The organism is Brachybacterium halotolerans, assembly GCF_016623465.1.
Taxonomy (GTDB): domain Bacteria; phylum Actinomycetota; class Actinomycetes; order Actinomycetales; family Dermabacteraceae; genus Brachybacterium; species Brachybacterium halotolerans.
On the sequence record NZ_JAEDAJ010000001.1, the window covers coordinates 380,539 to 403,694 of the forward strand.

Here is a 23,156-nt window from a genome sequence, read left to right on the forward strand (position 1 = left end):
TGGGAGGCGGTGGCCGCCAGGCACCCTACTCGCACCGCGCGCGGAGCGGCATTCCAGGAATCGAGGCGCTGGGACGGTGGACGGGCGCGCGGCGCGGAGACGATATGCTCGCTCCCGTTGTCAGGGGCCAGTAGCTCAGCCGGTCAGAGCAGCGGACTCATAATCCGTCGGTCGCGGGTTCAAGCCCCGCCTGGCCTACTTGACCAGCGCAGACGTTCTCAGCGCCTCGCTCGGTCTGTGTTTACTCTGTGTTCTGCTCGGCACGAGGGCGCATCAGGCGCTCGGCAGAGCCAGCCGGTCAGCCACCTCGAGCACCTGCATTGGCACGGTGGCGCGGTCGCTGTAGGTGGCAGCGTTGACCGCTTCGGTGTGTCCCAGGAACCGCGCCGCCGTCACTGCCGGGACGCCCCGCTGCTTCAGTCGCACCGAGAGTGTGTGTCGCAGCCCGTGGTACGTGAGCCACGGAAAGCCTGCCCCGTCCAGCGCAGTGCGCACGTCCTTGTTGACGTTGTCGACGTTGGGGATGCGCCCCTTCGGACTCAGGAACACGTGGGCATCCCGGATCTTCTGCACCTCGCGGTCGCGGTGCTTCGGCATCATCGCCCGCTCGTCTCGACGCCGACGCAGCATGTCGATCACGTCTTGGTGTACCAGGGGGATGGTGCGACGGCTCGCAGCAGACTTCGGCGTCCCGTGCCAGATGATCCCCTGGCCCTTCACTGGCTGGAGAGTGCCGGCGACAGTGAGTGTCGGGTGCTCGGACTCGAGGTCCAGATCCTCCCATCGGAGGGAGACGGCCTCGGCGATGCGCAGCCCTTGGTACGTCCCCAGCAGAAGAAGGTCGGCGATGCCCTTCCGGGCGGCGTCGGGGTCGGCGTAGACCTTCCGCAGCAGAGTGCTCGACTCCTCCTCGGTGAGGACACGGGACGTGTCGTGCGCAGCGCCGTTGCTGTGCGTCCGCCCCTTCGGCTTCTCCAGCTCGAGCGGCTCCATCAGGCGAACGGGGTTCACTGTTACCGCCCCAGCGAGGACGGCCTCGCGGAAGACGGCAGACCAGATCGCCTTAGCGTGGTGGACATGCGAGGCCATACCCTCCTCCCCCATCGCTTGCGCTTCGCGCATGAGGTCCAGCGGGGTGATGTCTGCCAGCGCCATGCCTGAGATGAGCGACGACTCGCGCAGTACGTAGCTGTTGACCACCTGCCGGTAGGTGCGCACCGTCGACGGAGACCGCTTCGGCTTGCCAGCCTCGAGGCCCTCGAGGTACTGCCGCACGCCCTGCTCGAGGGTCCGCCGGCCTAGCTCGGGTGCAGCAGACTTCGTCGTCTCCTGCTCCATCCGCACAGAGATCCTCGTCCTCGCTCGCTCCTTCGCCGTGTCCTCGGCAGAGAGCGGACGGGGGCGCTTGGCCTTGCCGTCTTGGTAGAGCACGGTTGCCCTCCACCTCGAGGGCCGCAGCTTCTCAGCCTTGACCGTCTCCTCCTTGACCCATCGTCCTTCGACCAGCCCGGAGAGCTTCACCTCTCCGAACTCCCCACGTGCTAGCGCCCTGCGTGCCATGTCGTCCTACTCCTCGTGCGCCGTATCAGGCAGCGCTGCTCGTGCCGTCGGCGATGTCTGCCAGCTCTTCGCGTCGATCTGTCGGCAGCCAGTCGGATGCCAGGCAGCCCCTGCAGTCGCACTCGCGGGCGTCCTGCCGGGCCTTGGCGATGATCCGCTGATCGTTGGTGTCCATGTCGTCTCCTTCATCGGGTGCTGATGGAGGCACCGTACACCAATACACAGACTTTGTCACCGGGTTCTAAGCCGCGTCATCCCAGCGCACGCCGGCAACGGAGCATCACAGCAGACCCCTGGGGTATGAACCCTCGAGCGAGAATCCACTTCCCCCGCCCGGTCACAGCCGGCCCGCAGGTGTACGGGTTCCAGTAGGCCCGAGTCTCGGGAGATTTCTACTCCTCGGGAGGCTTTGGCGACGGCGGTTCCAAGCCAAGTTCCGCTAAGAACTGCGAACTCTCGTCGACGTACTTTCGTTGCTTGGTCCACCTCCACAGCACGCGCGGCAACCAACGGCGCTGGCTATCCTTGAAGCCCAGGTGCACTTGGTAGTACTTGTCGAACTTCTCCAGCTCTTCGTAAGCCGACTTGAGCATCGTGATGTTGCCTAGTGGCTTCTCGCCGGCGATGAAGCAGCGGCCGCGTAGGTACCCCAGGTACATGGCGGTCCTGCCGATGTGGGAGCGATGCTTCACCACGTAAGGGAGCCCGAGCCCCGAAAGGGCTCGAGAGGCAGCATCCGTCGCAGCGTCAAGCTCCGAGATCGCACTCTTTGCGAACTCGTGCAGCCTGGGGTTGCGAGCCAGGAAGTCATCGCTGGGGAGCGCTCCCGCGAGTTGTCCCACTCGCTGCATGGCGAGTGTGAACGCGTCGACCGCAGCCCGGTTCTGAAGCAGTCGCACCTTGCGAGCTTCGAGGCGAGGCTTCGCCAGGTACTCAACCAACAGTGTGCCGACGACGGCGACAACGATCGGCGTAACGATGCTTCGCCAAAAGAAGTGATCCATCGGCGCACTGTAGCCGCCCTAGCGGACTGGGTGCCCATGCGCACAGCGCGCCGCGCAGAGCTAGGAGAGGTCAAAACAGGCCTACCCCTCCCCGGGCACCCCGGACCCTAGTTCTCGTCTCCAGTGCTCGCCCCTCGCACTGTCTGAGCGATGTTCTGCTCCCACTGCAAGCTAGTAGGTTTCGAGCCGGGAGAGCGTCTACCCCACTACGGGTGCCCCTCGGGCATCACGCTTCACGAAACGCACTGGTGGACTGTAGACAACTGAGTGTCTCGAGGGTCTCGAGGCTCCCAGCAGACGACAGAAAGCGCCCCTGCCCCGACGTGATGTCAGGACAGGGGCGCTGTCTGTTGCAGGTGCAGCGGACGGTCAGCCGGCGAGTGCTCGCGCGTCGGCGATCAGAGCCTCGGTGTCAGCGATGATCTGATCCCGTTCGGCGATCAGCTCTCGCCGGATCTTGGCTCCGACCTTGCCGGCGTAGTTATCCTTCTCGCAAGAAGGACGGACGTTCTCGAGGCTGTGGTGACCTCCGTCCTGCACGGCCACGGGGAAGTGGTCCAGATGTTCCCACGGACCGCCGCAGTGGAAGCACTGATCTCCCCAGCGGGCCGCAACGTCTGAGCGATCGAACATCTCCACTGCGGGCTCATGGCCGGCTCGACGTGCCCGGCGCCGGTACTCCATCCGCCAGTGGTTCGCCTCGACCCTGTCCCGGTTCTGCTCGCGCCACGCCTTGCCGGTCGCGGCGACCTGCTCCGGGTGAGCATCTCGCCATGCCCGAGATGCTGCTCGGACCTTGGCGGGATCCTCGGCGTAGCGCCGCCGGGCGTACTCGGCCGCGCACTCTCGACAGTTCGGACGCCTCCCGTCCTTCGCCTTTCGGTTCCGATGAAACTCTTCGAGCGGCTTCACGATGGAGCACTTCGTGCACCTCTTGGTTTCCTCGCTCATCGCCGGCCGTTCGCCGTGATGTCGAACCGGAGGCGGTAGCGGATCTTCTCCGCCTTCAGACCCGACGGGAGATCGGCAAAGCCGGCACCTGCTCCCAGCGTTGCCCCGGTGATGCTCACGTCGCCGACGGAGAGGTCCACGGAGCCGAAACGCAGGGTGCCATCTTCGGGTGCGTAGTGGGACTCCGATGCAGGGATCGTCTCGCCGAGACGGAGGATGTCCCGAGCCAGAGGTGCGATGGGCTCGAGGCGCTCGTGCTTCGCAGGGTCGCGGTAGCAGACAGCCTCGAGGATGAGGACGTACTCGCCGAGGCCCGGCAGCGCGTCCACGGGGTCGTGCGCGATGTTCACCTTCGAGGCGACGAGCCGCCGGCGGAGAAGGTGGACGGGGGACACATGGCCCGTGGGGTCGAACGGGAAGAGGTCCACGTCTCCATCTGCTCCTCGGAGGATCTGCTCAGCGAGAGTGAGGACATCAGCCCTCTGATCCCCGGTGAGAGTGTCCTCGTCGAACGAGACGATGGCGGCGAGAGGGGAAGCGGTGGTGGTGGTGCTCATGGTGTTCTGCTCTTTCGTGATGGTGCCGTCGTGTTCGGTGGTGTCTTCGATCAGCGCCACGCCTGCCCCAGGTAGTCGGCCTCGCGGCTCTGGGCAATGTGGCGGCGCACTCCGGCGTCGCCCTTGGAGACGACATCGCCGACCACCGTCGATGCCGACTGGTCTCGGTACTCGTCACCGTCAGCGAGGACGGCAGTGATGTTCCCGCTGTGGGAGTCGTAGGGTCGAGCGACCCGAACCTGCACCCGGTGCAGAGGATCCGTCACCCCCTCGACCAGACCAACGGCCCGGGCCTTGGTGGCGATGGAGTTGTACGCCGTGGACCACTCGTCCGTGGCACTCTTCAGCTCCTCGATCCCGGCGAGTATCTTCTCCTCGGCGAGAGAGCGATCATGGGTGAACCTGTCCCATGCGGCAGGGAGTGAACCCGCCCCGTCGGCTCCGAGGGAGGCCAGCTCCAGGGCGGTGATGCTCTGCTCGGCGATCCCCTTCACCCGCTCGAGGTGCTCGAGGCGCTCATGCTTCCTGGGAAGGTGCTCCTCCTCCAGCTCAGAGAGTCGCTCGACATCGGCGAGGATGGAGCCGGCCTCGATGTCAGCGAGGATCTGATCCCGTTCTCCCTCGAGCTTGTCCACCTCAGCCGCGACAGCGGCGAGGGCGTCCTCGGCTTCGGCGAGGGACTGATGCGCCGCGTCAGCGGCGCTAGGGGTCTTGGACTTCTGGGTCTTCGATGAAGTAGACATCTTGAACTCCTCTTCGTTGGTGGGCCGCTTCGCGGCCCTTTAGGCGCAACGAGTAGGAGAGGTTCTCCTCTTCGACTCCTCGTTGCAGTGGGTCTAGAACTCCGATGGCCGACAGGCCAGGGAGCGCTTGGGCTCTTGGGAACTAGGGATCCTTGAACCCCTAGAACTCTTGTCCTCGTTGCACCTCGAACTAGAACTCCCGATGGCCGGTAGGCCAGGGGACGCTTGGGCTCTTGGGATCTAGGGATCCTTGGTCAAGCTGTCCATCTCTCCTCTTCGTTGCCCTATAGATAGTGGACATATCTCTGACCTGCACTGTTACCCGTGAAAGCGCATGGATACCTTGCGGATTTCTGCTCGTTTGGCAACAGACGGCAACAAGATCTAGGAACGTGGTCGCGATGGACCGGCGTACCGCCTGCCGATGGTCTCCATGTGCCTACGCTCAGCCAGCCGGCGCGCTTGCCCGGTGCCATTCGAGACGCCGACCAGGAAGACGTGGCGAGAGGTCGACTCGTCGGCAATCACGCCCGCTCGCTTGAGCTTGGCTAGGGCCGTACGGACGGCTTGCCCGCTCACGTTGAGGATCGCCTCAAGCTCCCGTGAGTCGAACAGTGCGTGCCCCACGTAGTCGCACCTCTCGGATGCCGCCATCCAGAGCCGCATGGACGTGGGCAACTCCTGCTCGAGCATGAACGCCTCGGCGTGCCCGTGACTCAGCATGGAGAAGGTCATGCGGCCACCGTCTCCGAGTCCAGGGAGGGCAGGTGCCCACCGATCTGCCGGCGCTGGGCGCTATCGGGCTCCTGCGCAGCCGCCGCGAGGACACGCTCAGGCATCGCCAGCGCCGGCCTCCAGGTGGTCGCGTAGTCGGCGAACACCCCCGCCGCCTTGAGGTGCTCGACAGCCTCGGCGATGTCCGCCGGGGACGCCTTCCCCAGAGCCCGCTGGTAGCCCTCACGGAGCCCCACCTCCCAGGCACCGGAGGGCCCGGCATTCTGGAGAGTGAGCGCGAGGAGAAGGAACTCCAGACCCGCCCCGTTCTTCTGCATCGCCTCTACGGAGTCAGCGATCTGCACGCGGTTCATGCGGCCCCCTCGTGCTCCTGCACCTCGGCTCGACGGCCGATCATGCTTCTGAGCTGCTTACGCCTCGATCCTGGAGCCAGCGCCCCGGCCGCGATCACGTGGAGCACCCGCTCACGGCACTCCGGGTACGTGAGCTGCACCTCCCCCGGGCTCAGCCAACGAGGCACAGTGCGTGAGCCGAACGTGGCGATGCCTTCCTCGTCGGCGAACAGCAGGGAAGCCAAGATGATCTTGGCGTCGTCACTGAGTGCCTCCGGTCCCTTCGCTCGCAGTAGGGCCATGACTTCATCCGTGATCAGCTCGACGTGGACGACATCAGGAAGACGGATCCAACTCACTCTGCCCCACCGCCCGTGAGCTGAAGGTGCCTCCACTCGCACTCACGCTCGAGGACGCCCTGAGACTTGAGCTGCCTGATGGCCACCTCGACATCGACGACAGAGCACTTGTCCTCCTTCGGTCCCGCCAGCGCTCGCCGCAGCGAGGCCATGCTCGCCGGCGACCAGTGGCCGCTGTCGTCTCGGTTCTCGTGGATCAGCAGAGCCAGCCTCAAGCCTCGGTAGGCCCCCGACTCCTTCATCCGCCGATGGTGGATCTGCGAATCGAAGACGACTTCGCTCATGCGGCATCACCGCCCTCGAGCTTGTCCATCCATGCGATGAGTGCGCTCTCCCTGTAGCGGACCGAACGGCCGACCTTCAGGAAGGGCGGGGCATCGGCCTTACCGTCGCAGCGCCAGGTGCGCAGCGTGCCGGCGGTGGAGCCGATCATCTCCGCAGCGTTGTGCTCGTTTAGCAGCCGATCGGCGTAGGTGGTGTTGGACATGTCGATGTCCTTCAGTGGTGGATCTCGACGCCTTCAGCCCCGGGACTCATCGGTCCTCATCGGCGGGCGGTTCAGAGATCGGATCTCGGCGAGGGTCGCGGTTCGCTCCGCGTCCTCCTCGTGCAGTGGTCTCAACGCCAGCGCGTTCCATCGCGCCGTCTGGAAATGATCCAACTGCCGCAGGTCCTCGACGCCTGTACGCCTAACTCGCGCACCACGTGGAGTGGGGAACCTGCTCGCCTTCTCGCCGGGAGGCGATGGGGCGGGGCCTGCTAGGTGCGGCCCTCGACCGGAAGTACCCATCGTACACCTGTTCGACTGGGTGTCAAGGTTCATCAGTGGTCGCGCTTTGACCAGCGAGGGTGGACGCGTCCGATAGACCCACACCTATGTACCACGGCTAGGTGATACACTATCAGGTTAACCAGCTACGATGCCTGCATGAACATCACAGAGATCTCGACCCATTGGCACGCCGCAGTCATCGCACCGGAGGCCGGAATCGGCGTGGCCATGGCAGCAACCCCGGTCTGCGACTGCCCCGGCTGTCTCGTCCGGGTGTGGCAGGACCGGGAGTGCTTCGACGCAGAGTTGCGCGTGCTCGGCATGGCGCGCGTGGACCTCGCCCCCGGCGACGGCGAACAGGAAGTGCTCTACGCGCTCGCCGAGGTGGAGCCGCAGTGGACCGAGGGCGGGATGCTCCAGGCTCCGTGGTCGCCTGACGGCTTGCCGGTTGCCGAGTACGGCGGCGATGCGGAACAGCTCCGGGATCACCCGCTCGTGCCGGCGCTGTGGGGACGCCTCGAGGCTCTCGTGCGAGATCTTGACCGCGAGGCCGACGGCGCGTCGGCGTAGATCCCTCAGGACATAGCAGAGCACCCCGGTCCTCCATCTTCGGGAGGCCGGGGCGCTTGTGTGTTCGGAGGCGTCAGGGCCGGGGCGCAAAACACAGACTCTGTGTCTACTCTGTCTTTTGCTCCTCAACTCGGAACATCCCGAGTCATGCCGCACCACTTGGGAAGAATCCTTCTACGCAGGTCACGGATCCGTCATGCGGAGTCACCGCGGGTGACGAATCTGGGTGCCCACGATTCCGTCGGTCGCGGGTTCAAGCCCCGCCTGGCCTACTTCACCAGCGAGGATGCTGACGCGGACGCCTACGGGTAGTCCGGAGTGCGCGAGTGCCTCGCGAGGACGACGGGGACGACCCGCCCCCGACCCTGCGAGGGCCCCTCGTCCACCCGTCCAGTCGTCCACACGGCTGATCGGGTCATCGACCGAGGTCGATGTCGCATGGAACGTTCCGAGCGCTACCGTGTGATCGCACCGTCGACCTCCGAGGAGCCCTCCATGACGTATCCCCCGTCCTCCCCGCTGGGGCAGCCGTCCGCCGGCGATACCGCCGGCGACCCGTCCGTCAACGGCGGTTCCGGCGCGCCCGGGTATCCCGCCGGCCCGGCCTCCGCTGGAGCGCCCGGGTACCCCGGCGGCACCGAGTACCCCGGCGGCACCGGCTCCCCCGGGTACCCCGGCGGCCCCGGGTCCCCCGGTGGCCCAGGCTCCCCGGGCGGACCGGGAACGCCCGGTGGCCCTGGCATCCCCGGTGAGCCGCCGTCGGGCGGGGGCTTCAGTCCCGGTGGCGGCGCGTCGCCCGGCGGGCCGCCGGCACCCAACCTCGTCAACGGCGCGACGACGCACGGGATCCTCGGCCAGCGGGGCATCCGCCACCCGTGGGAGATCCCGCTGCTGATCGTGGGCATCGTCGTCACCCTGAGCGCCTACCTGCTGTGGACGATCCTCGTGGTGATGAGCATCGTCAACGCGATCCGCGGCGAGGGACCGACCCTGCTCGACCTGCAGACCGGCCCCTTCGGATCGCTCGTGATCCAGCTGTTCGCGATCGTGATGCTGCTGCCGCTCATCCTCTGGATCTCCCGTGCGCTGCTGTACGCGCAGCAGCGCGCCTCAGGCATCCGGATGTCGCCCACCCAGTTCCCGGAGGGCTACCGCATGGTGGCCGAGGCGGCGGCCCACCACGGTCTGCGGCGCGTGCCCGATGCCTACGTGGTCCTGGGCAACGGCCTGATCAACGCCTTCGCCTCGGGTCACGGGTTCCGGCGATTCGTCGTCGTCTACTCGGACCTGTTCGAGGTCGGCGGCGCTGTCCGCGACCCGGAGGCACTGCGGTTCGTGATCGGGCACGAGGTGGGTCACCTGGCCGCGGGCCACGTGTCCTACTTCCGTCTGCTGTTCAGCAATCTCCTGGCGCAGATCCCCCTCCTGGGCGCCGCCTACTCGCGCACGCAGGAGTACACGGCGGACAACTTCGGCTACGCCTTCTGCCCGCAGGGCGCCCCGGGCGTGATGGCCGTGCTGGGTGCCGGCAAGTACCTCAATGCCGATGTCAACGTCAACGAGCTCGCCGACCGCGCCGCGACCGAGAAGGGGCTCTGGCTGCACATCGCCAACTGGCAGGCGAGCCACCCGATCAACACCTGGCGCGCCCATGCGCTGCGCGACCGCACCCGACCGGGCCACCTGTGGTTCCGGCCGGGGCTGTTCGGGGGCGGCGCGGGCGCCTGGTACCCGCCGGTCCTGCCCGCGGGGAGCTCGTTCAGCGACCGCTACCCGACGCCCGATCAGGCCCTGTCCCTGCTCGAGCGGGCCGAGGCGCAGCACGCCTCGGGACGCACCGACCAGTTCGGGCGGTTCCCCGGCGTCGACTACGCCCGCCAGCCGAGCGTGCGGGAGGTGCAGACGGCCTCGCCCGTCATCTGATCGGCTCCCGCCCCTCGGGCTCTCACTCGTCCCGCGAGTGCAGGGCCCGTCGGCGTTCCTGGGCGGCGGTGAGCTGGCCGAGGATGCGCTGGTACTCCTCGGGGTCCGCACCGGCATCGGTGCGCTGCAGCCGCTGGCGCAGCACGGAGAACTCGCGGGTGATCGAGAGCTCGGTGAGCCTGTCGAGCAGCGAGGTCGCGAGGCGCTGGAGATCCTGCTCGTCGCGCGCGGGGAGCTCGACGTTGGCGATCTCGATGATGAGCGGGCGCACCGTCTCCCCCGCGATCTCGAGCACCTGATCGATGAAGCGGGCCGCCTCGAGCGTGCCCTCGACCGCGTCGAGCAGGGTGCCGGTCGCCAGGATCACGTCCCACACCCCCTGCAGGGCGGGGACGTGGAAGGAGTCATCGGGCAGGGAGCCGACGCGCTCGACGTCGAGCATCCGCGGCACCTGCAGCATCACGGCGAGGGACTGCAGCTCGACCTGGCCCACGGGGTCCCGGCGGTTCACGACGTCCGCGAGGCGCATGATCGGGATGCCGGCCGCGGCGTCGTCGGCGCCGGCGCGGGCCCCGTCGGCCGAGGAGCCCTGAGAGCCGGTGCCCTGTCCGGCTCCGCCCTGCGGCGCCGTCTCCCCGGGGCGCTCGGCGTGCCGGCCCTGCTGCGGGGCGGTGCGGGCGGCGTCGTGGACCGCGCGCAGCACCGTGCGCTCGTCCATCCCGAGCCAGCCGGCGAGGCGCCGAGCGTACTCGGGGCGCATGGCGCGGTCGCGGATGCGGGCGATCACCGGTGCGGCCATCCGCAGGCCGGAGACCTGGCCCTCGACGGTGTCCAGGTCGACCTGGGCGAGGACGGAGCGGATGGCGAACTCGAAGAGCGGCTTGCGGGAGTCCACCAGATCGCGCACCGCCGCATCGCCCTGGGCGATCCTCAGCTCGCAGGGATCCATGCCGCCGGGCTCGACGGCCACGAAGGTCTGGGCGACGAAGCGCTGGTCCTCCTCGAAGGCGCGCAGCGCCGCCTTCTGGCCGGCGGCGTCGCCGTCGAAGGTAAAGATGACCTCTCCGCCGAGCCCGCGCCCGTCGGCGTTCAGGCGCAGTCCGGCCGAGGGGTTCGTGTCCCCCATGATGCGGCGCACCACCTTCACGTGGTCGGCGCCGAAGGCGGTGCCGCAGCTCGCGACGGCCGTGGTCACGCCCGCGAGGTGCGCGGCCATGACGTCGGTGTATCCCTCGACGACGACCACGCGGTGCTGGGAGGAGATCTCCTTGCGGGCGAGGTCGAGGCCGTAGAGCACCTGGGACTTGTGGTAGATCGGCGACTCGGGCGTGTTGAGGTACTTGGGGCCCTGGTCGCTCTCGAGCAGCCGGCGGGCGCCGAAGCCGATGGTCTTGCCGGTGACGTCGCGGATGGGCCAGACGAGCCGGCCGCGGAAGCGGTCGTAGACCCCGCGCTGGCCCTGGGAGACGAGGCCGCTCGCGGTGAGCTCGGGCTCGGTGAAGCCGCGCCCGCGCAGATGTCCCAGCAGGCTGTCCCAGCCCTCCGGGGCGAAACCGACGCCGAAGCGCTCGGCGGCCTCGCGGTCGAAGCCGCGCTCTGCGAGGAAACGCCTACCCACCTGCGCGCTCGCGGTCGCGAGCTGCTCGCGGAAGTACTCCTCGGCGATCGCGTGGGCGTCCAGCAGGCGCTGGCGGGTGCCGAAGTCGGGGCGATCGCCGCCTCCGCGGCCGACGTCCTCGTAGTGCAGCTCGACGCCGTAGCGGCCGGCGAGCATCTCCACGGCTTCGACGAAGCTGAGGTTGTCGATCTTCTGCACGAAGGAGATGACGTCCCCGCCCTCCCCGCAGCCGAAGCAGTGCCAGTGGCCCAGCTGCGGACGGACGTTGAAGCTGGGAGTCTTCTCGTCGTGGAAGGGGCACAGGCCCTTCATCGAGCCGATGCCCCCGCTGCGCAGGGTGACGTGCTCGCCGATGACCTCGTCCAGGCGTGCGGTGCCCCGGACCTTCTCGACGTCCTCGCGGCGGATCCTGCCCTGGCTCATCGGCTCCTCGTCCCCTCCTTCGGTCCTTCTCGTGGTGCTGCGGGCGCTCCCCCGCCGCTACAGGTCCGAACCGAGTCCCGGGAGCGGCGTGTCCGCGGCGGTCACGTGCGTGGTGCCGCCGCGGTAGAGCGTCTCGTGCAGGCGGCGCGCGGTGACGTCGGTGAACGAGGCGATCTGGTCGATGACGACGCGGGCCCTTCCGGCATCGTGCTGGGCATCCTCCCAGAGCTCGGAGAAGATCGGGCTGAGATGCACGCTGCCGGTGTTCCAGAGATGCGCGTAGAGATCCCGCAGGATCTGCTCCTGCTGCGCGTAGACGGGCCGCTGGGCCGCGGAGCTCATGACGTAGGCGGCCGCGAGCCCCTTGAGCACCGAGATCTCCAGCCGCGTCTCCTCGGGGACGACGACCTCCCCAGCGAAGCGCGCGATCGGGCCGTCTCCGTGGCGCTCGCGCGTCGCCTCGACGACGGCGTGGGTGAAGCGGCCGATGAGCTGGCTGGCCATGTCCTTGAGCGCGGCGGCGTCCCGCATCGAGCCGGTGTAGCGCAGCACCCACCAGGGCTGGTCCTCGAGCCGGGCGAGGGCCGCGTCGAGCACGTCGATCGGGTCGGTCGGCGTGTACCAGTCCTGGACGACGTACAGCGCGGCGGCGCGCTCCATCGGGTCCGCCAGGACTGCGAGGTCGAGGGCGCCGCCGGTGACCGAGTCCTCGATGTCGTGCACCGAGTAGGCGATGTCGTCGCTGATGTCCATGACCTGCGCCTCGGAGCACTTGCGGATGCCCGGAGCGCCGTTGCGCGCCCAGTCGAAGACGCCCTGGTCATCGGGGTAGACGCCGAACTTCGAGGAAGCGGGGTCCGGTCCCTCGCCGCGGCGCCACGGGTACTTGATCGCGGCGTCCACCGTGGCGCGGGTGAGGTTCAGCCCGAAGGGGCGGTCGGCCCCGATGAGCTTGGGCTCGAGCCGCGTGAGCAGGCGCAGGGTCTGCGCGTTGCCCTCGAAGCCGCCGATGCCGGATGCGAGCTCGTCGAGCACCTTCTCGCCGTTGTGGCCGAACGGCGGGTGGCCGAGATCGTGCGAGAGGCAGGCGGCGTCGACCACGTCGGGATCGCAGCCGAGGGCCGCGCCGATGTCGCGGCCCACCTGGGCGACCTCGAGGGAGTGGGTGAGGCGGGTGCGCACGAAGTCGTTGGCGCCGGCGCCCAGGACCTGGGTCTTCGCACCGAGGCGACGCAGCGCCGAGGAGTGCAGGACGCGCGCGCGGTCCCTCTGGAAGGGCGTGCGAGTGTGCGACTTGGGAGGCTCCTCGCCCCAGCGCTCCTGGTCGGAGGCCGTGTACCCCGGCGGGAGGGCGACCAGCGGGGAGTCCGCGGAGGTGCCCCGCTGCGTCAGGTGCTCCATGCGGGCGCTCATCCTCCCGAGGTGTCCAGCTCGGCCTCGTGGAGGCGGGCGCGGTGCTCGTCGCTCAGCTCCCGGGAATCCATCCATCCCTCGGGGCAGACCGCTCGCTTGGGGGTGCCGGCGCGGCCGCGGGGCCCTTCGGCGTCGGCCCCGGGGTAGGGCGAGTCGAGATCCAGCTCGGCGAGCTTCGCGTCGAGGTCGGCGAGCGACTCCATGGTCGCGAGCCGGTGCCGCATCTCGCCGCCGACGGGATACCCCTTGAAGTACCACGCGACGTGCTTGCGCAGGTCGCGCATGCCGCGGCCCTCGTCCTCGAAGAACTCCACGAGGAGCTCGCCGTGGCGGCGCATGGTGCGGGCGACGTCGCCGAGGGTGGGACGGATGCGCTCGGGACGGCCCGCGAAGCCGGCGGCGAGGTCTGCGAACAGCCACGGGCGGCCCTGGCAGCCGCGGCCGACGACGACGCCGTCGGCGCCGGTCTCCTCGACCATGCGCAGGGCGTCCTCGGCCGACCAGATGTCGCCGTTGCCGAGGACGGGGATGTCGGTGACCAGCTGCTTGAGGTCCGCGATGGCCTCCCAGTGCGCCTGGCCGCTGTAGTGCTGGACGACGGTGCGCCCGTGCAGCGCGATCGCGGACGCGCCGACCTCCTGGGCGATCAGGCCGGCGTCGCGGTACGTCAGATGGTCCTCGTCGATGCCCATGCGGGTCTTCACGGTTACCGGGACGTCCGCGGCGGCCTCGACGGCCCCGCGGACGATGCGCGTGAACAGCTCGGTCTTCCAGGGCAGGATGCCGCCCCCGCCGCGGCGCGTCACCTTGGGCACCGGGCAGCCGAAGTTCAGGTCGATGTGGTCGGCGCGGTCGCGCTCGACGAGCATCTCGACCGCGCGGCGCACGGTGGTCGGGTCCACGCCGTAGAGCTGGACCGAGCGCGGCGTCTCGCGCTCCCCCATCGTCACCAGGCGCCATGACTCCGCGTGGTCCTCGACGAGGGCGCGAGAGGTCACCATCTCGGAGACGAACAGACCGCCGTCGTCCTCCGAGTGCAGCGCGCCGAACTCGCGGCACAGCAGGCGGAAGGCCATGTTCGTGATGCCGGCCATCGGCGCGAGCACGACGGGCGTGTCGACGGTGTGCGGGCCGATGGCGAGGGTGCGCCGCTGCGGCTCCGCGGACGGGGACGCCGGGGAGCTCGGTGCGGTGGGGGCGTCGAGGGTGGTCATCACCGCCGATTGTCCCATCCCCTGTGCCGCACCGGGAGGCCCGGGAAGGGTGATGTGCATCGGAGGGGCCTGGGGAGGACCCGTGAGAGGGCCTGCGCGCCTACGATGCGGCTATGCCCCAGGTGAGCGACCAGCAGCGCGTACCCGCGGCCCCACTCGACTCCCCCACGGAGGACCGATGACCACGCAGACGCACTCCCCCGATCGACGTCGGCCCCGGAGTCTGGGCTTCCTCGCCTTCGTCGACCACACGGGCATCGAGCCCGCGCGCACGGCGGGCGGGCGCTCCCAGGGTCTCGACGACGGCCTCGACCTCTTCGAGCGGGCCGAGGGCATGGGAATCGACGCGGGATACGTCCGGCACCGTCATCTCCAGGACTTCCTCTCCGCGCCGCTCCCCTTCCTCGCGGCCGCCGCCCAGCGCACGCGCACGATGGCGCTCGGCACCGCGCTGATCCCTCTGCGCTTCGAGCAGGCGGGCCGTCTCGCCGAGGACGCCGCGACCACGGATCTGCTCGCCGGCGGCCGACTGCGTCTGGGCGTGGGATCCGGGTACGCGAAGCAGGACGCCGTGAACGAGCGCGCCTTCGGCCCGGTCGACGGCGACGTGCGCGCACGGGTCGACCAGGTGCTCGAGGACCTGCTCGCCTTCGTCGACGGCGAGGTGGTCGCGACCGCGGACGAGTTCTTCGAGACCGAGGACGCCGGCACACCGCTGCGCGTGCGCCCGCAGGCCCCCGGCCTCCGCTCGCGCATCGCCTACGGCGCCGGCTCGATCGCGAGCGCCGAGAGGGCGGGCCGGCTCGGGATCGGCCTACAGGTCTCGACCCTGCAGCCGGCCGACGGCACGGGCCGTTCCTTCGAGGAGCTGCAGAGGGCGCTGATCGAGGCCTACCGCGCCGCGAGCCGGACATCCGGCCACGGCGAGGGGCACGTCTCCGCGAGTCGGCAGGTGCTTCCGGTCACGCGCCGGTCGGATCTGGACGATTTCGCGCACCTCATCAAGCGGGACCGGCAGCGGCAGGCGGCGATGCGCGAGGGCACGGCGCTGATCGGAGGACGGCCCGCCGCCTTCGGACGCGTGGTCGCGGACTCCCCCGAGGAGGTCGCGCGCTTCCTCGCCGACGACGTCGCCCTGCAGGCGGCCGACGAGGCGATCCTCGCGCTCCCCTTCGGCCATCCCTACGACGTGGTCCGGCGGATCACCACGGTCTTCGCCGAGCAGGTGGCGCCGTCGCTGCGGCAGGCATGGGTCTGAGGCGCATGGGTCCCGGGACCGCGGACGCCCCGCACGGCACGCGCACGGCTCGCGGGGATCGGGCGGCGCGCTGGGAGCGGACCACGCGCTGGCCGCTGCTCTCGATCTCGCTGCTGTTCCTCGCGTCCTACTCCGTGCAGGTGATCGCGCAGCCGGACGGGCTCGTGCGACATCTTCTCAACGGGATCACCTGGGTGGTGTGGGCGGCATTCGCCGTCGACTACGTGGTCAGCCTCGTCCTCGCGCAGCACCGTCTGCGCTGGATCGTGCGCCATCCGCTCGACCTCGCGCTGGTGATCTTCCCGGGCCTCGCGATGCTGCGTCTGGCGCGGTTCATCTCGCTGGTGGTGCTGCTGCAGCGGCACGCGGGCGCCCTCGTGCGCGGGCGCGTGGTCACCTACGTGGTCGGTGCGTCCTCCCTGGTGACGTGGGTGGCCGCCGTGGGCGTGCTCGACGTCGAACGGGGCGCGCCCGGAGGGAACATCGAGACCATCGGCGACTCGCTCTGGTGGGCGATCGCGACCATCACGACCGTCGGCTACGGCGACTACACCCCGGTGACGCTGCCGGGTCGGCTGATCGCCGTCGGCCTCATGATCTGCGGGATCGCCCTCGTCGGCGTCATCACCGCGACCTTCGCTAGCTGGCTCATCGGCCAGGTCCGCACCCCGGCGACCGCCGGGACGGGGGCCACGGGGCACGACGCCCCGCAGCCCCCGGCCGACGCCGACCGGTCCTCCGTCAGGCCCCGATCAGACGCTGCGCCAGGTAGCCCTTCACCTCGGTGAGGGCCACGCGGGTCTGCTCCATCGAGTCGCGCTCGCGGATGGTCACGGCCTGGTCCTCGGCGGTGTCGAAGTCGACCGTGATGCAGAAGGGCGTGCCGATCTCGTCCTGGCGGCGGTAGCGGCGGCCGATCGCCTGCGAGACGTCCATCTCGACGTTCCACAGCGGGCGCAGCTCGTCGGCCAGGGCCCGGGCGCGCGGGACCAGGTCCTCGCTCTTGGACAGCGGCAGCACGGCGACCTTGACGGGCGCGAGGCGCGGGTCGAGGCCCAGCACGGTCCGGGTGTCGACGCCGCCCTTGGTGTTGGGGGCCTCGTCCTCGCGATAGGCGTCGACCAGGAAGGCCATCATCGAGCGCGTGAGCCCGAAGCTGGGCTCGATGACGTACGGCGTGTACCGCTCGCCCGAGGCCTGGTCGAAGTACTGCATCTTCGTGCCGGAGACCTCCGTGTGGCGCCCCAGGTCGAAGTCCGTGCGGTTGGCGATGCCCATGAGCTCGCCCCACTGCCCGCCCTGGAAGCCGAAGCTGTACTCGATGTCGATGGTGCCGTCGGAGTAGTGGGCGCGATCCGCCTCTGGGACGTCGAAGCGGCGCATGTGGTCGGGATCGATGCCCAGGTCCACGAACCAGTTCCAGCAGTCCTCGACCCAGCGGTCGAACCACTCCTGGGCCTGCTCGGGCGGGGTGAAGAACTCGATCTCCATCTGCTCGAACTCGCGGGTGCGGAAGATGAAGTTGCCGGGCGTGATCTCGTTGCGGAACGCCTTGCCGACCTGGCCGATGCCGAAGGGCGGCTTCTGGCGCGCGGCGGTCACCACGTTCAGGAAGTTCACGAAGATGCCCTGCGCGGTCTCGGGCCGCAGGTAGTGCAGCCCGGACTCGTTGTCCACGGCGCCCAGGTAGGTCTTCATGAGCCCCGAGAACTGCTGCGGCTCGGTGTACTCGCCGCGGGTGCCGCAGTTCGGGCACGGCACCTCGGCCAGCCCGCCCTCGGGGGCGCGGCCCTTCTTCTCTTCGAAGCCCTCGAGGAGGTGGTCCTCGCGGAACCGGCTGTGGCAGCTGCGGCACTCCACCAGCGGGTCGGTGAAGGTCTTGACGTGCTCGGAGGCCTCCCACACGCGCGTGGGCAGGATGATGGCCGAGTCCAGGCCGACCATGTCCTCACGGCCCTGCACGAAGGTGCGCCACCACTGCTTGCGGATGTTCTCCTTGAGCTCGACGCCGAGGGGACCGTAGTCCCAGGCGGAGCGGGTGCCGCCGTAGATGTCGCCCGAGGGGAACACGAACCCGCGCTTCTTGGCGAGGGCGATGACGTTGTCCAGGGTGCTGGCGGGGGCCTTGGCCACGGTGTGACTCCTGCGATGCGGCGGTGGTGGCGCTCCGCGGAGGCCCTGGAGGCCGGCCCTGCGCGAGGACGCGGAGGGGTGCGACGGATCCAGGTGCGGCGTGGGCCGCGACGGCGGGCGGAGCGCCGGGACGAGCGTCCAGCATATCGACGAACGCGCCCGGCGTCGGCGCGCGCCAGGACCGACCCGGCGCGCCGCCGGGGGTCCGCTCCCCCGTCGGCCGACGAGGCGCGATGCGCGCCACATCCGCCACCTCCTCGAGCGCCGCGAGCTTGCACTCGGACGAGGTCAACTCTGATAATCACTCTCATGTTCGCCACGCCCCGCTCCCCCCGCCGCCCCTCGCGCACGCACCCGTCCGACGCCGCCGCAGCGCCCGCACTCCTGCGCTCGACGACGACCACGCGACGATCGCTGCTGGGCCTCGCAGGCATCGGCGCGGCCGGTCTCGCGCTGAGCGCGTGCGGAGGGACGTCCGGATCCTCCGGGAAGCCCGTCGTCATCACGGGCTGCTACGGCCTCACCTACGCCGCGCAGCAGGTGGCCGGCGACCTCGCCGAGGTGGTGAGCCTCGCCCAGCCCGGCGTCGACCCCCACGACCTCGAGCTCTCCGTCGCCCAGGTCGCGCAGGTCCAGGAGGCGGCGCTGATCGTGCAGATCCCCGGCTTCCAGGCCTCCCTCGACGACGCGATCTCCTCGAAGGAACTCTCGGACGCCACGCTGGACGTGTCCGCCGTCGTCACCATGCTCTCCGGCAGCGGCGAGGAGGACGAGCACGATCACGGCGACGAGGAGTCCGAGGAGGGCGCGTCCGACGAGGGCGGACACGAGGGCCACGACCATGGCGCCCTCGACCCGCACTTCTGGAACGATCCCGTGCGCCTCGGGAAGGTCGCCGAGGCCATCGGCGAGCACCTCGCGAAGGCCGATCCGGACAATGCCTCGACGTTCCGGGAGAACGGCGCGAGCGCCCGCAGCGCCCTCGAGGACCTGGACGCCGAGCTGAAGAAGGAGTTCGACGCCGTGAAGGGCGACAAGCCCTTCGTCACCAGCCACACCGCCTTCGCCTACCTCGCCGACCGCTACGGCCTCGAGCAGATCGGCATCACCGGGATCGATCCCGAGGTCGAGCCCTCCCCCAAGCGCCTCCTGCAGCTGCAGAAGGTCATCAAGGACCAGCACGTGACGACGGTCTTCTTCGAGACGACCGCGTCGCCGAAGGTCGCCGAGACGCTCGCGGATAACGTGGGGGCGAAGGCCGAGGAGCTCGACAACCTCGAGACCCAGCTCTCCGAGGACACGGACTACCCTGCCGTCATGCGTGAGAACTGCTCGAAGCTCGTGGCGAGCTGGTCATGACGCCGGGGTCCGCGACGCCGGCGGTCTCCGTCGAGCACCTGGACGTGGACCTCGGCGGCGCCCCGGTGCTGCACGACGTGTCCCTCGAGGTCGCCGCCGGCGAGCTCGTGGGCCTGCTCGGGGCGAACGGCTCCGGCAAGTCGACGCTGCTGCGCGCGATGGTCGGCGTCCAGGCCGCGAGCGCCGGCACGATCAGCCTCTTCGGCCGCCCCGTGAAGGACCGGAGGGTCCATGCGAAGGTCGGCTACGTCCCGCAGTTCGCCGCGGGCGGCGGATCGATCCCGGCGACCGCCCGGGAGACCGTCGCCACCGGGCTGCTCGGGCCGGGCCGCTGGTTCTCCCGGCTCCACGACCCGCGCGTGGACTCGCTGCTCTCGGACGTCGGCCTCTCCGGAATGGCCGACCGGCCGATCACCCAGATGTCCGGCGGACAGCGACAGCGCGTGATGATCGCGCGCGCCCTGGTGCGCTCCCCGCAGCTGCTCGTGCTCGACGAGCCCTTCTCGGGCGTCGACGTCGCGACGCAGGACGCGATCGCCGCGATCTTCCGCCGTCTCTCCCAGCGCGGCACCACGGTGGTCGTGGTGCTGCACGAGCTCGGCCCGCTGAGCGAGGACGTGCGTCGCGCCGTGGTCCTGGACCGAGGTCGCGTCGTCCACGACGGAGCGCCCGAGGATCGCCCGCTGTTCGACCCCGGACACGACCACCAGGCGCTGCACGAGGAGTGCCTGGGACAGGAGATCCACCCATGACCATCGCCCCCTGGGACCTTCTGACCAGCGACATCATGCGCTACCCGCTGATCATCGCCGTGCTCATCGGCCTCACCGCGCCGATCGTGGGCACGTACCTCGTCCAGAAGAACCTCTCGCTGCTCGGCGACGGCCTCGGGCACGTGGCGCTCACGGGAGTGGCCGTCGGCTGGCTCGTCGGCGCCTGGATCAGCGCCTCCCCGCAGGACCTGCTCGCGATACCCGGAGCGCTCGTCGCCTCCGTGATCGGTGCCGTCGTCATCGAGATCGTGCGCGAGGTCGGGCACACCAGCCGCGATGTCGCCCTCGCGATCCTCTTCTACGGCGGCATCGCGGGCGGCGTCGTCATCATCCAGCTCGCGGGCGGCGGCTCGCAGAGCCTCGTCGGCTACCTCTTCGGCTCGCTCGCGACGGTCACCGCGACCGACCTCGTGATCGCGGTGGTCCTCGCCGTGATCGTCATGGTGATCGGCATCGGGCTCAGCCGCGTGCTGTACACGGTGACGGGCGACGAGGAGTTCGCGCGCGCCTCGGGCCTGCCCGTGCGGGCGATGAACATCCTCATCGCCGTGATCGCGGCGCTCACCGTGACCCTCGCGATGCGGATCGTCGGCGCGCTCATGGTCTCCGCCCTCATGATCGTCCCGGTCGCCGCCGCCCAGAGCGTGGTCGTGGGCTTCACCCGCACGATGCGCACCGCGATGGCCATCGCGGTCGTGTGCGCGCTGGGCGGGCTCGTGCTCACCGCCTACGTGGACCTGCCGCCCGGAGGCGTGATCGTGCTGCTCACGATCGCCTGCTACGCCGTGAGCCTGATCCTGCGTCCGATCGTCCAGCGCCTGCGCGCACGACGGACCGAGGCCGAGAGCCGTTCAGGCGTGAGCGAACCGATGCCCGCGGACCGCTGAGTCCTGGGATGATGGTGAGCATGCAGCGAAACACGAGGCAGCGCACCGCGATCCTCGACGCGCTCGGCCGTCAGGACGACTTCCGCAGCGCGCAGCAGATCCACGAGCAGATGCGGGCCGACGGCGAGACCGTGGGCCTGGCCACCGTGTACCGGAACCTGCAGACCATGGCCCACGGCGGCCAGGTCGACGTGCTCGTGACCGACGACGGCGAGTCCATCTACCGCCAGTGCGCGCAGAGCGGCCACCATCACCACCTCGTGTGCCGGGAGTGCGGGCGCACCGTCGAGTTCCAGGCGCCGCAGGTCGAGGACTGGGCGCGCCGTGTGGCCCGCGAGCACGGCTTCACCGACGTCGACCACACCATGGAGATCTTCGGTCTGTGCCCCGAGCACTCGGGCGCCCCGTCCGACGACGCCTCCTCCTCCGGGGCGTGACGGGGTGCTCGACTGGATCGGCTCGCTCCCGCTGCTTCCGGCCGTCGGCCTGCTCTGGGTGATCGTGCTGTGCCGCGCGGGCGGCACGTACCTGCTGGGGCGCGGTGCGCACCGGCTCGCGCACCAGGGACGGCTCGCGAGGATGATCGAGAGCCCGTCGGTGGATCGTGCGATCACGATCGTGAACCGGTGGGGCGCGCCCGTCGTGGCGCTGAGCTTCCTCACCGTCGGCTTCCAGACCGCCGCGAACCTCTCGGCCGGCCTCACCCGCATGCCGGCGGTGCGCTACGTCCCGGCACTGCTCATCGGCGGCCTCGCCTGGGCCGTCATCTACGCGACGATAGGACTGGCCGTCGTGATCACCTGGATCGAGCTGTTCCTGCTGAGCCCCTGGGTCGCCATCCTGGTGCTCGCGCTCGTCATCGCGCTGGTGGTCGTGCTCGTGCTCAGACGCCGCCGGTCGCGCGAGCGTCGGGCGCGGGAGACTCCCGCGCCAGAACGTCGGGAGACGCTCCCCCCGGAGCCTCGGGAGTCGGAGCGTCCACCGCTCCCCCGTAGCGACGATCCCTCCGCGCGTACTCGGTGACCGCGCGCCACAGCACGCGACGATCCACGTCCGGCCACAGCTCGGGGACGAACACGAGCTCCGCGTAGGCGGCCTCCCAGAGCAGGAAGTTCGACGTGCGCTGCTCGCCGCTCGTGCGCAGGAAGAGGTCGACGTCGGGCATCTCGGGGTCGTCGAGGTACCGGCGGAACGAGGACTCCGTGATCGCGCGCGGGCTCAGGCGGCCCTCCCTGGCCAGCGCCGCGACCTCGCGGATGCCGTCGACGATCTCGGCGCGGCCGCCGTGGTTCACGCACATGTACAGGGTCATCCGGGTGTTGCCCGCGGTGAGGCGCTCGGCCTCCTTGAGCTCCTTGATGACGGAGCTCCACAGCCGCTGCTCGCGGCCGATCCAGCGGATGCGCACCCCCCAGGAGTGCAGGGTGTCGCGCTGGCGGCGCAGCACGTCGCGGGAGAAGCCCATGAGGAAGCGGACCTCGTCCGGGGAGCGCTTCCAGTTCTCGGTGGAGAAGGCGTAGGCCGAGAGGTGGGTGACGCCGATCTGCAGGGCGCCCGCGACCACGTCGAGCAGCGCCGCCTCTCCGGCCTCGTGGCCCGCCGTGCGCGGCAGTCCGCGCTGGTTCGCCCAGCGCCCGTTGCCGTCCATGACGACAGCGACGTGCCCGGGGATGGTCTGCGGCGGCAGCTGCGGGGGCAGCGCTCCGCTGGGATGCGCGAAGGGCTCCTCGGGACGGCGCGGGGCATCGGCCCGCCGGCGTCCGGCGTCACCGCGCGCGGCGCGCTCCGCGCCGGGCCGTTCCCTCCGCTGCGTGCTCCTGCGTGCCACGACTGCTCCTCAGCGCTCGACGTACCCCAGGGAGCGGACCGATCGCTCCAGGTGCCAGGTGATCGTATCGGCGATCAGGCGGCTGGCCTCCTCGCGCGTGGTCTGCTCGGAGTCCAGGACGTTCTCCCAGTCGCCCGCCATGAGGAAGATCATGTGCTCGATCGCCGCCTGCCGGATCGCGACGGCGCCGGGACGGCGGCACGCGGTGCATACGAGGCCGCCCGCCGAGACGTCGAAGGCGTGGTGGGGCCCGTCGGCCCCGCAGGTCGCGCACACGCGCAGCTCGGGCGACCAGCCGGCCAGCGCCAGGGTGCGCAGCAGGAACGAGTCGAGCACGAGCGAGGCGGGGATCGCTCCGGCGGCGACGGTCCGCATCGCCCCCACGAGCAGCAGGAATCCGCGCTGGGAGGGATCCACGACGTCGTCGGTGAGGCGGTCCGTGGTCTCGAGCATGGCGGTGGCGGCGGTGTAGCGCGAGTAGTCCGCGGCGATGGGGCCTGCGAAGCCCTCGATGGTCACGGCCTGGGTGACGGTGTGCAGGTTCCGTCCCGCGTGCAGCTGCAGGTCCACGAGGGTGAAGGGCTCCAGGCGCGCCCCGAAGCGGCTGCCGGTGCGCCGCACGCCCTTCGCCACGGCGCGCACCTTCCCGTGGCGTCGCGTCAGCAGGGTGACGATGCGGTCGGCCTCGCCGAGCGGGTGGGTGCGCAGGACGATCGCGTCGTCCCGGTAGAGCTTCTGCATGAT

Annotated in this window: 25 protein-coding genes, 1 tRNA gene and 1 pseudogene; 10 read left to right on the forward strand and 17 right to left on the reverse strand. The window is 69.8% G+C overall.

Going from position 1 to position 23,156, the window contains the following annotated elements; translation table 11 throughout:
* The first annotated feature begins 124 nt into the window (after positions 1 to 124).
* Positions 125 to 198: transfer RNA gene (locus tag I8D64_RS01705), tRNA-Ile, on the forward strand.
* A 75-nt stretch (positions 199 to 273) separates the two neighbouring features.
* Here the strand turns inward: I8D64_RS01705 and I8D64_RS01710 are convergent.
* The 11 genes from I8D64_RS01710 to I8D64_RS01760 form a co-directional block, all read right to left on the reverse strand.
* Positions 274 to 1,560 carry a tyrosine-type recombinase/integrase gene (locus I8D64_RS01710; RefSeq protein WP_200500773.1) on the reverse strand — a complete coding sequence of 429 codons (1,287 nt, stop codon included), beginning with the start codon at positions 1,558 to 1,560 and terminating at the stop codon, positions 274 to 276.
* Between the two features lie 25 nt (positions 1,561 to 1,585).
* Entirely contained in the window at positions 1,586 to 1,735 is a 150-nt protein-coding gene (locus I8D64_RS01715) for a hypothetical protein (protein WP_200500774.1), read from the reverse strand.
* Positions 1,736 to 1,952: 217 nt separating this feature from the next.
* Entirely contained in the window at positions 1,953 to 2,564 is a 612-nt protein-coding gene (locus I8D64_RS01720) for a hypothetical protein (RefSeq protein WP_200500775.1), read from the reverse strand.
* Between the two features lie 369 nt (positions 2,565 to 2,933).
* Entirely contained in the window at positions 2,934 to 3,476 is a 543-nt protein-coding gene (locus I8D64_RS01725) for a hypothetical protein (RefSeq protein WP_200500776.1), read from the reverse strand.
* A 35-nt stretch (positions 3,477 to 3,511) separates the two neighbouring features.
* Positions 3,512 to 4,072: a hypothetical protein gene (locus I8D64_RS01730; RefSeq protein ID WP_200500777.1), complete on the reverse strand. Its 561-nt coding sequence runs from the start codon at positions 4,070 to 4,072 to the stop codon at positions 3,512 to 3,514.
* Between the two features lie 50 nt (positions 4,073 to 4,122).
* On the reverse strand, positions 4,123 to 4,815 hold the full coding sequence (locus I8D64_RS01735; RefSeq protein WP_200500778.1) for a hypothetical protein: 693 nt from the start codon (positions 4,813 to 4,815) through the stop codon (positions 4,123 to 4,125).
* Between the two features lie 384 nt (positions 4,816 to 5,199).
* Positions 5,200 to 5,550, reverse strand: a complete 351-nt coding sequence (locus I8D64_RS01740; protein WP_200500779.1) for a helix-turn-helix domain-containing protein — start codon at positions 5,548 to 5,550, stop codon at positions 5,200 to 5,202.
* Positions 5,547 to 5,903 carry a hypothetical protein gene (locus I8D64_RS01745; RefSeq protein WP_200500780.1) on the reverse strand — a complete coding sequence of 119 codons (357 nt, stop codon included), beginning with the start codon at positions 5,901 to 5,903 and terminating at the stop codon, positions 5,547 to 5,549. Before I8D64_RS01745 ends, I8D64_RS01740 begins: the two co-directional genes overlap by 4 nt.
* Positions 5,900 to 6,241 (reverse strand): hypothetical protein, encoded by a 342-nt coding sequence (locus I8D64_RS01750; protein WP_200500781.1) that lies wholly within the window; start codon positions 6,239 to 6,241, stop codon positions 5,900 to 5,902. The genes I8D64_RS01745 and I8D64_RS01750 overlap by 4 nt, the downstream gene beginning before the upstream one ends.
* A complete protein-coding gene (locus I8D64_RS01755) occupies positions 6,238 to 6,525 on the reverse strand; it encodes a hypothetical protein (protein WP_200500782.1) in 288 nt (95 codons plus the stop codon). Before I8D64_RS01755 ends, I8D64_RS01750 begins: the two co-directional genes overlap by 4 nt.
* Entirely contained in the window at positions 6,522 to 6,728 is a 207-nt protein-coding gene (locus tag I8D64_RS01760) for a helix-turn-helix transcriptional regulator (protein ID WP_246482631.1), read from the reverse strand. The genes I8D64_RS01755 and I8D64_RS01760 overlap by 4 nt, the downstream gene beginning before the upstream one ends.
* Before the next feature lie 441 nt (positions 6,729 to 7,169).
* On the opposite strand from I8D64_RS01760, the gene I8D64_RS01765 reads away from it, so the two are divergent.
* Both I8D64_RS01765 and I8D64_RS01770 read left to right on the forward strand, forming a co-directional pair.
* Positions 7,170 to 7,583 (forward strand): hypothetical protein, encoded by a 414-nt coding sequence (locus tag I8D64_RS01765; RefSeq protein ID WP_200500783.1) that lies wholly within the window; start codon positions 7,170 to 7,172, stop codon positions 7,581 to 7,583.
* 495 nt (positions 7,584 to 8,078) lie between these two features.
* The gene (locus tag I8D64_RS01770; RefSeq protein ID WP_200500784.1) at positions 8,079 to 9,506 is read left to right on the forward strand and encodes a M48 family metalloprotease; all 1,428 of its coding nucleotides are present in this window, start codon (positions 8,079 to 8,081) and stop codon (positions 9,504 to 9,506) included.
* 22 nt (positions 9,507 to 9,528) lie between these two features.
* Here I8D64_RS01770 and dnaG read toward each other — a convergent pair whose 3' ends face one another.
* From dnaG to dusB, 3 genes are read right to left on the reverse strand one after another with little or no spacing between them, the layout of a single operon-like run.
* Positions 9,529 to 11,547: a DNA primase gene (dnaG, locus tag I8D64_RS01775; RefSeq protein WP_200500785.1), complete on the reverse strand. Its 2,019-nt coding sequence runs from the start codon at positions 11,545 to 11,547 to the stop codon at positions 9,529 to 9,531.
* Positions 11,548 to 11,604: 57 nt separating this feature from the next.
* A complete protein-coding gene (locus I8D64_RS01780; RefSeq protein ID WP_200500786.1) occupies positions 11,605 to 12,948 on the reverse strand; it encodes a deoxyguanosinetriphosphate triphosphohydrolase in 1,344 nt (447 codons plus the stop codon).
* A gap of 8 nt (positions 12,949 to 12,956) precedes the next feature.
* Entirely contained in the window at positions 12,957 to 14,174 is a 1,218-nt protein-coding gene (dusB, locus tag I8D64_RS01785; protein WP_200500787.1) for a tRNA dihydrouridine synthase DusB, read from the reverse strand.
* A gap of 178 nt (positions 14,175 to 14,352) precedes the next feature.
* Between dusB and I8D64_RS01790 the strand changes: the two genes are divergently transcribed.
* Together I8D64_RS01790 and I8D64_RS01795 are read left to right on the forward strand one after the other, a co-directional pair.
* Positions 14,353 to 15,432 carry an LLM class flavin-dependent oxidoreductase gene (locus tag I8D64_RS01790; protein ID WP_200500788.1) on the forward strand — a complete coding sequence of 360 codons (1,080 nt, stop codon included), beginning with the start codon at positions 14,353 to 14,355 and terminating at the stop codon, positions 15,430 to 15,432.
* 5 nt (positions 15,433 to 15,437) lie between these two features.
* The gene (locus I8D64_RS01795; RefSeq protein WP_200500789.1) at positions 15,438 to 16,220 is read left to right on the forward strand and encodes a potassium channel family protein; all 783 of its coding nucleotides are present in this window, start codon (positions 15,438 to 15,440) and stop codon (positions 16,218 to 16,220) included.
* Here the strand turns inward: I8D64_RS01795 and I8D64_RS01800 are convergent.
* Entirely contained in the window at positions 16,174 to 17,565 is a 1,392-nt protein-coding gene (locus I8D64_RS01800; RefSeq protein ID WP_200500790.1) for a glycine--tRNA ligase, read from the reverse strand. The genes I8D64_RS01795 and I8D64_RS01800 overlap by 47 nt on opposite strands.
* A 309-nt stretch (positions 17,566 to 17,874) precedes the next feature.
* Between I8D64_RS01800 and I8D64_RS01805 the strand changes: the two genes are divergently transcribed.
* The 5 genes and pseudogenes from I8D64_RS01805 to I8D64_RS17945 all read left to right on the forward strand — a co-directional run.
* Positions 17,875 to 18,924: a metal ABC transporter substrate-binding protein gene (locus tag I8D64_RS01805; RefSeq protein ID WP_200500791.1), complete on the forward strand. Its 1,050-nt coding sequence runs from the start codon at positions 17,875 to 17,877 to the stop codon at positions 18,922 to 18,924.
* Positions 18,921 to 19,676 carry a metal ABC transporter ATP-binding protein gene (locus I8D64_RS01810; protein ID WP_200500792.1) on the forward strand — a complete coding sequence of 252 codons (756 nt, stop codon included), beginning with the start codon at positions 18,921 to 18,923 and terminating at the stop codon, positions 19,674 to 19,676. The genes I8D64_RS01805 and I8D64_RS01810 overlap by 4 nt, the downstream gene beginning before the upstream one ends.
* Positions 19,673 to 20,584: a metal ABC transporter permease gene (locus tag I8D64_RS01815; protein WP_200500793.1), complete on the forward strand. Its 912-nt coding sequence runs from the start codon at positions 19,673 to 19,675 to the stop codon at positions 20,582 to 20,584. Before I8D64_RS01810 ends, I8D64_RS01815 begins: the two co-directional genes overlap by 4 nt.
* Positions 20,585 to 20,604: 20 nt before the next feature.
* Entirely contained in the window at positions 20,605 to 21,021 is a 417-nt protein-coding gene (locus I8D64_RS01820; RefSeq protein WP_200500794.1) for a Fur family transcriptional regulator, read from the forward strand.
* 4 nt (positions 21,022 to 21,025) lie between these two features.
* Positions 21,026 to 21,355 (forward strand): annotated as a pseudogene (locus I8D64_RS17945) (DedA family protein); the annotation flags it as partial.
* Between the two features lie 112 nt (positions 21,356 to 21,467).
* On the opposite strand, the gene I8D64_RS01825 reads toward I8D64_RS17945, so the two are convergent.
* Together I8D64_RS01825 and recO are read right to left on the reverse strand one after the other, a co-directional pair.
* Positions 21,468 to 22,283 (reverse strand): isoprenyl transferase, encoded by an 816-nt coding sequence (locus I8D64_RS01825; protein ID WP_214651035.1) that lies wholly within the window; start codon positions 22,281 to 22,283, stop codon positions 21,468 to 21,470.
* Between the two features lie 138 nt (positions 22,284 to 22,421).
* Positions 22,422 to 23,153: a DNA repair protein RecO gene (gene recO / locus I8D64_RS01830; RefSeq protein WP_200500796.1), complete on the reverse strand. Its 732-nt coding sequence runs from the start codon at positions 23,151 to 23,153 to the stop codon at positions 22,422 to 22,424.
* Positions 23,154 to 23,156 lie beyond the last annotated feature (3 nt).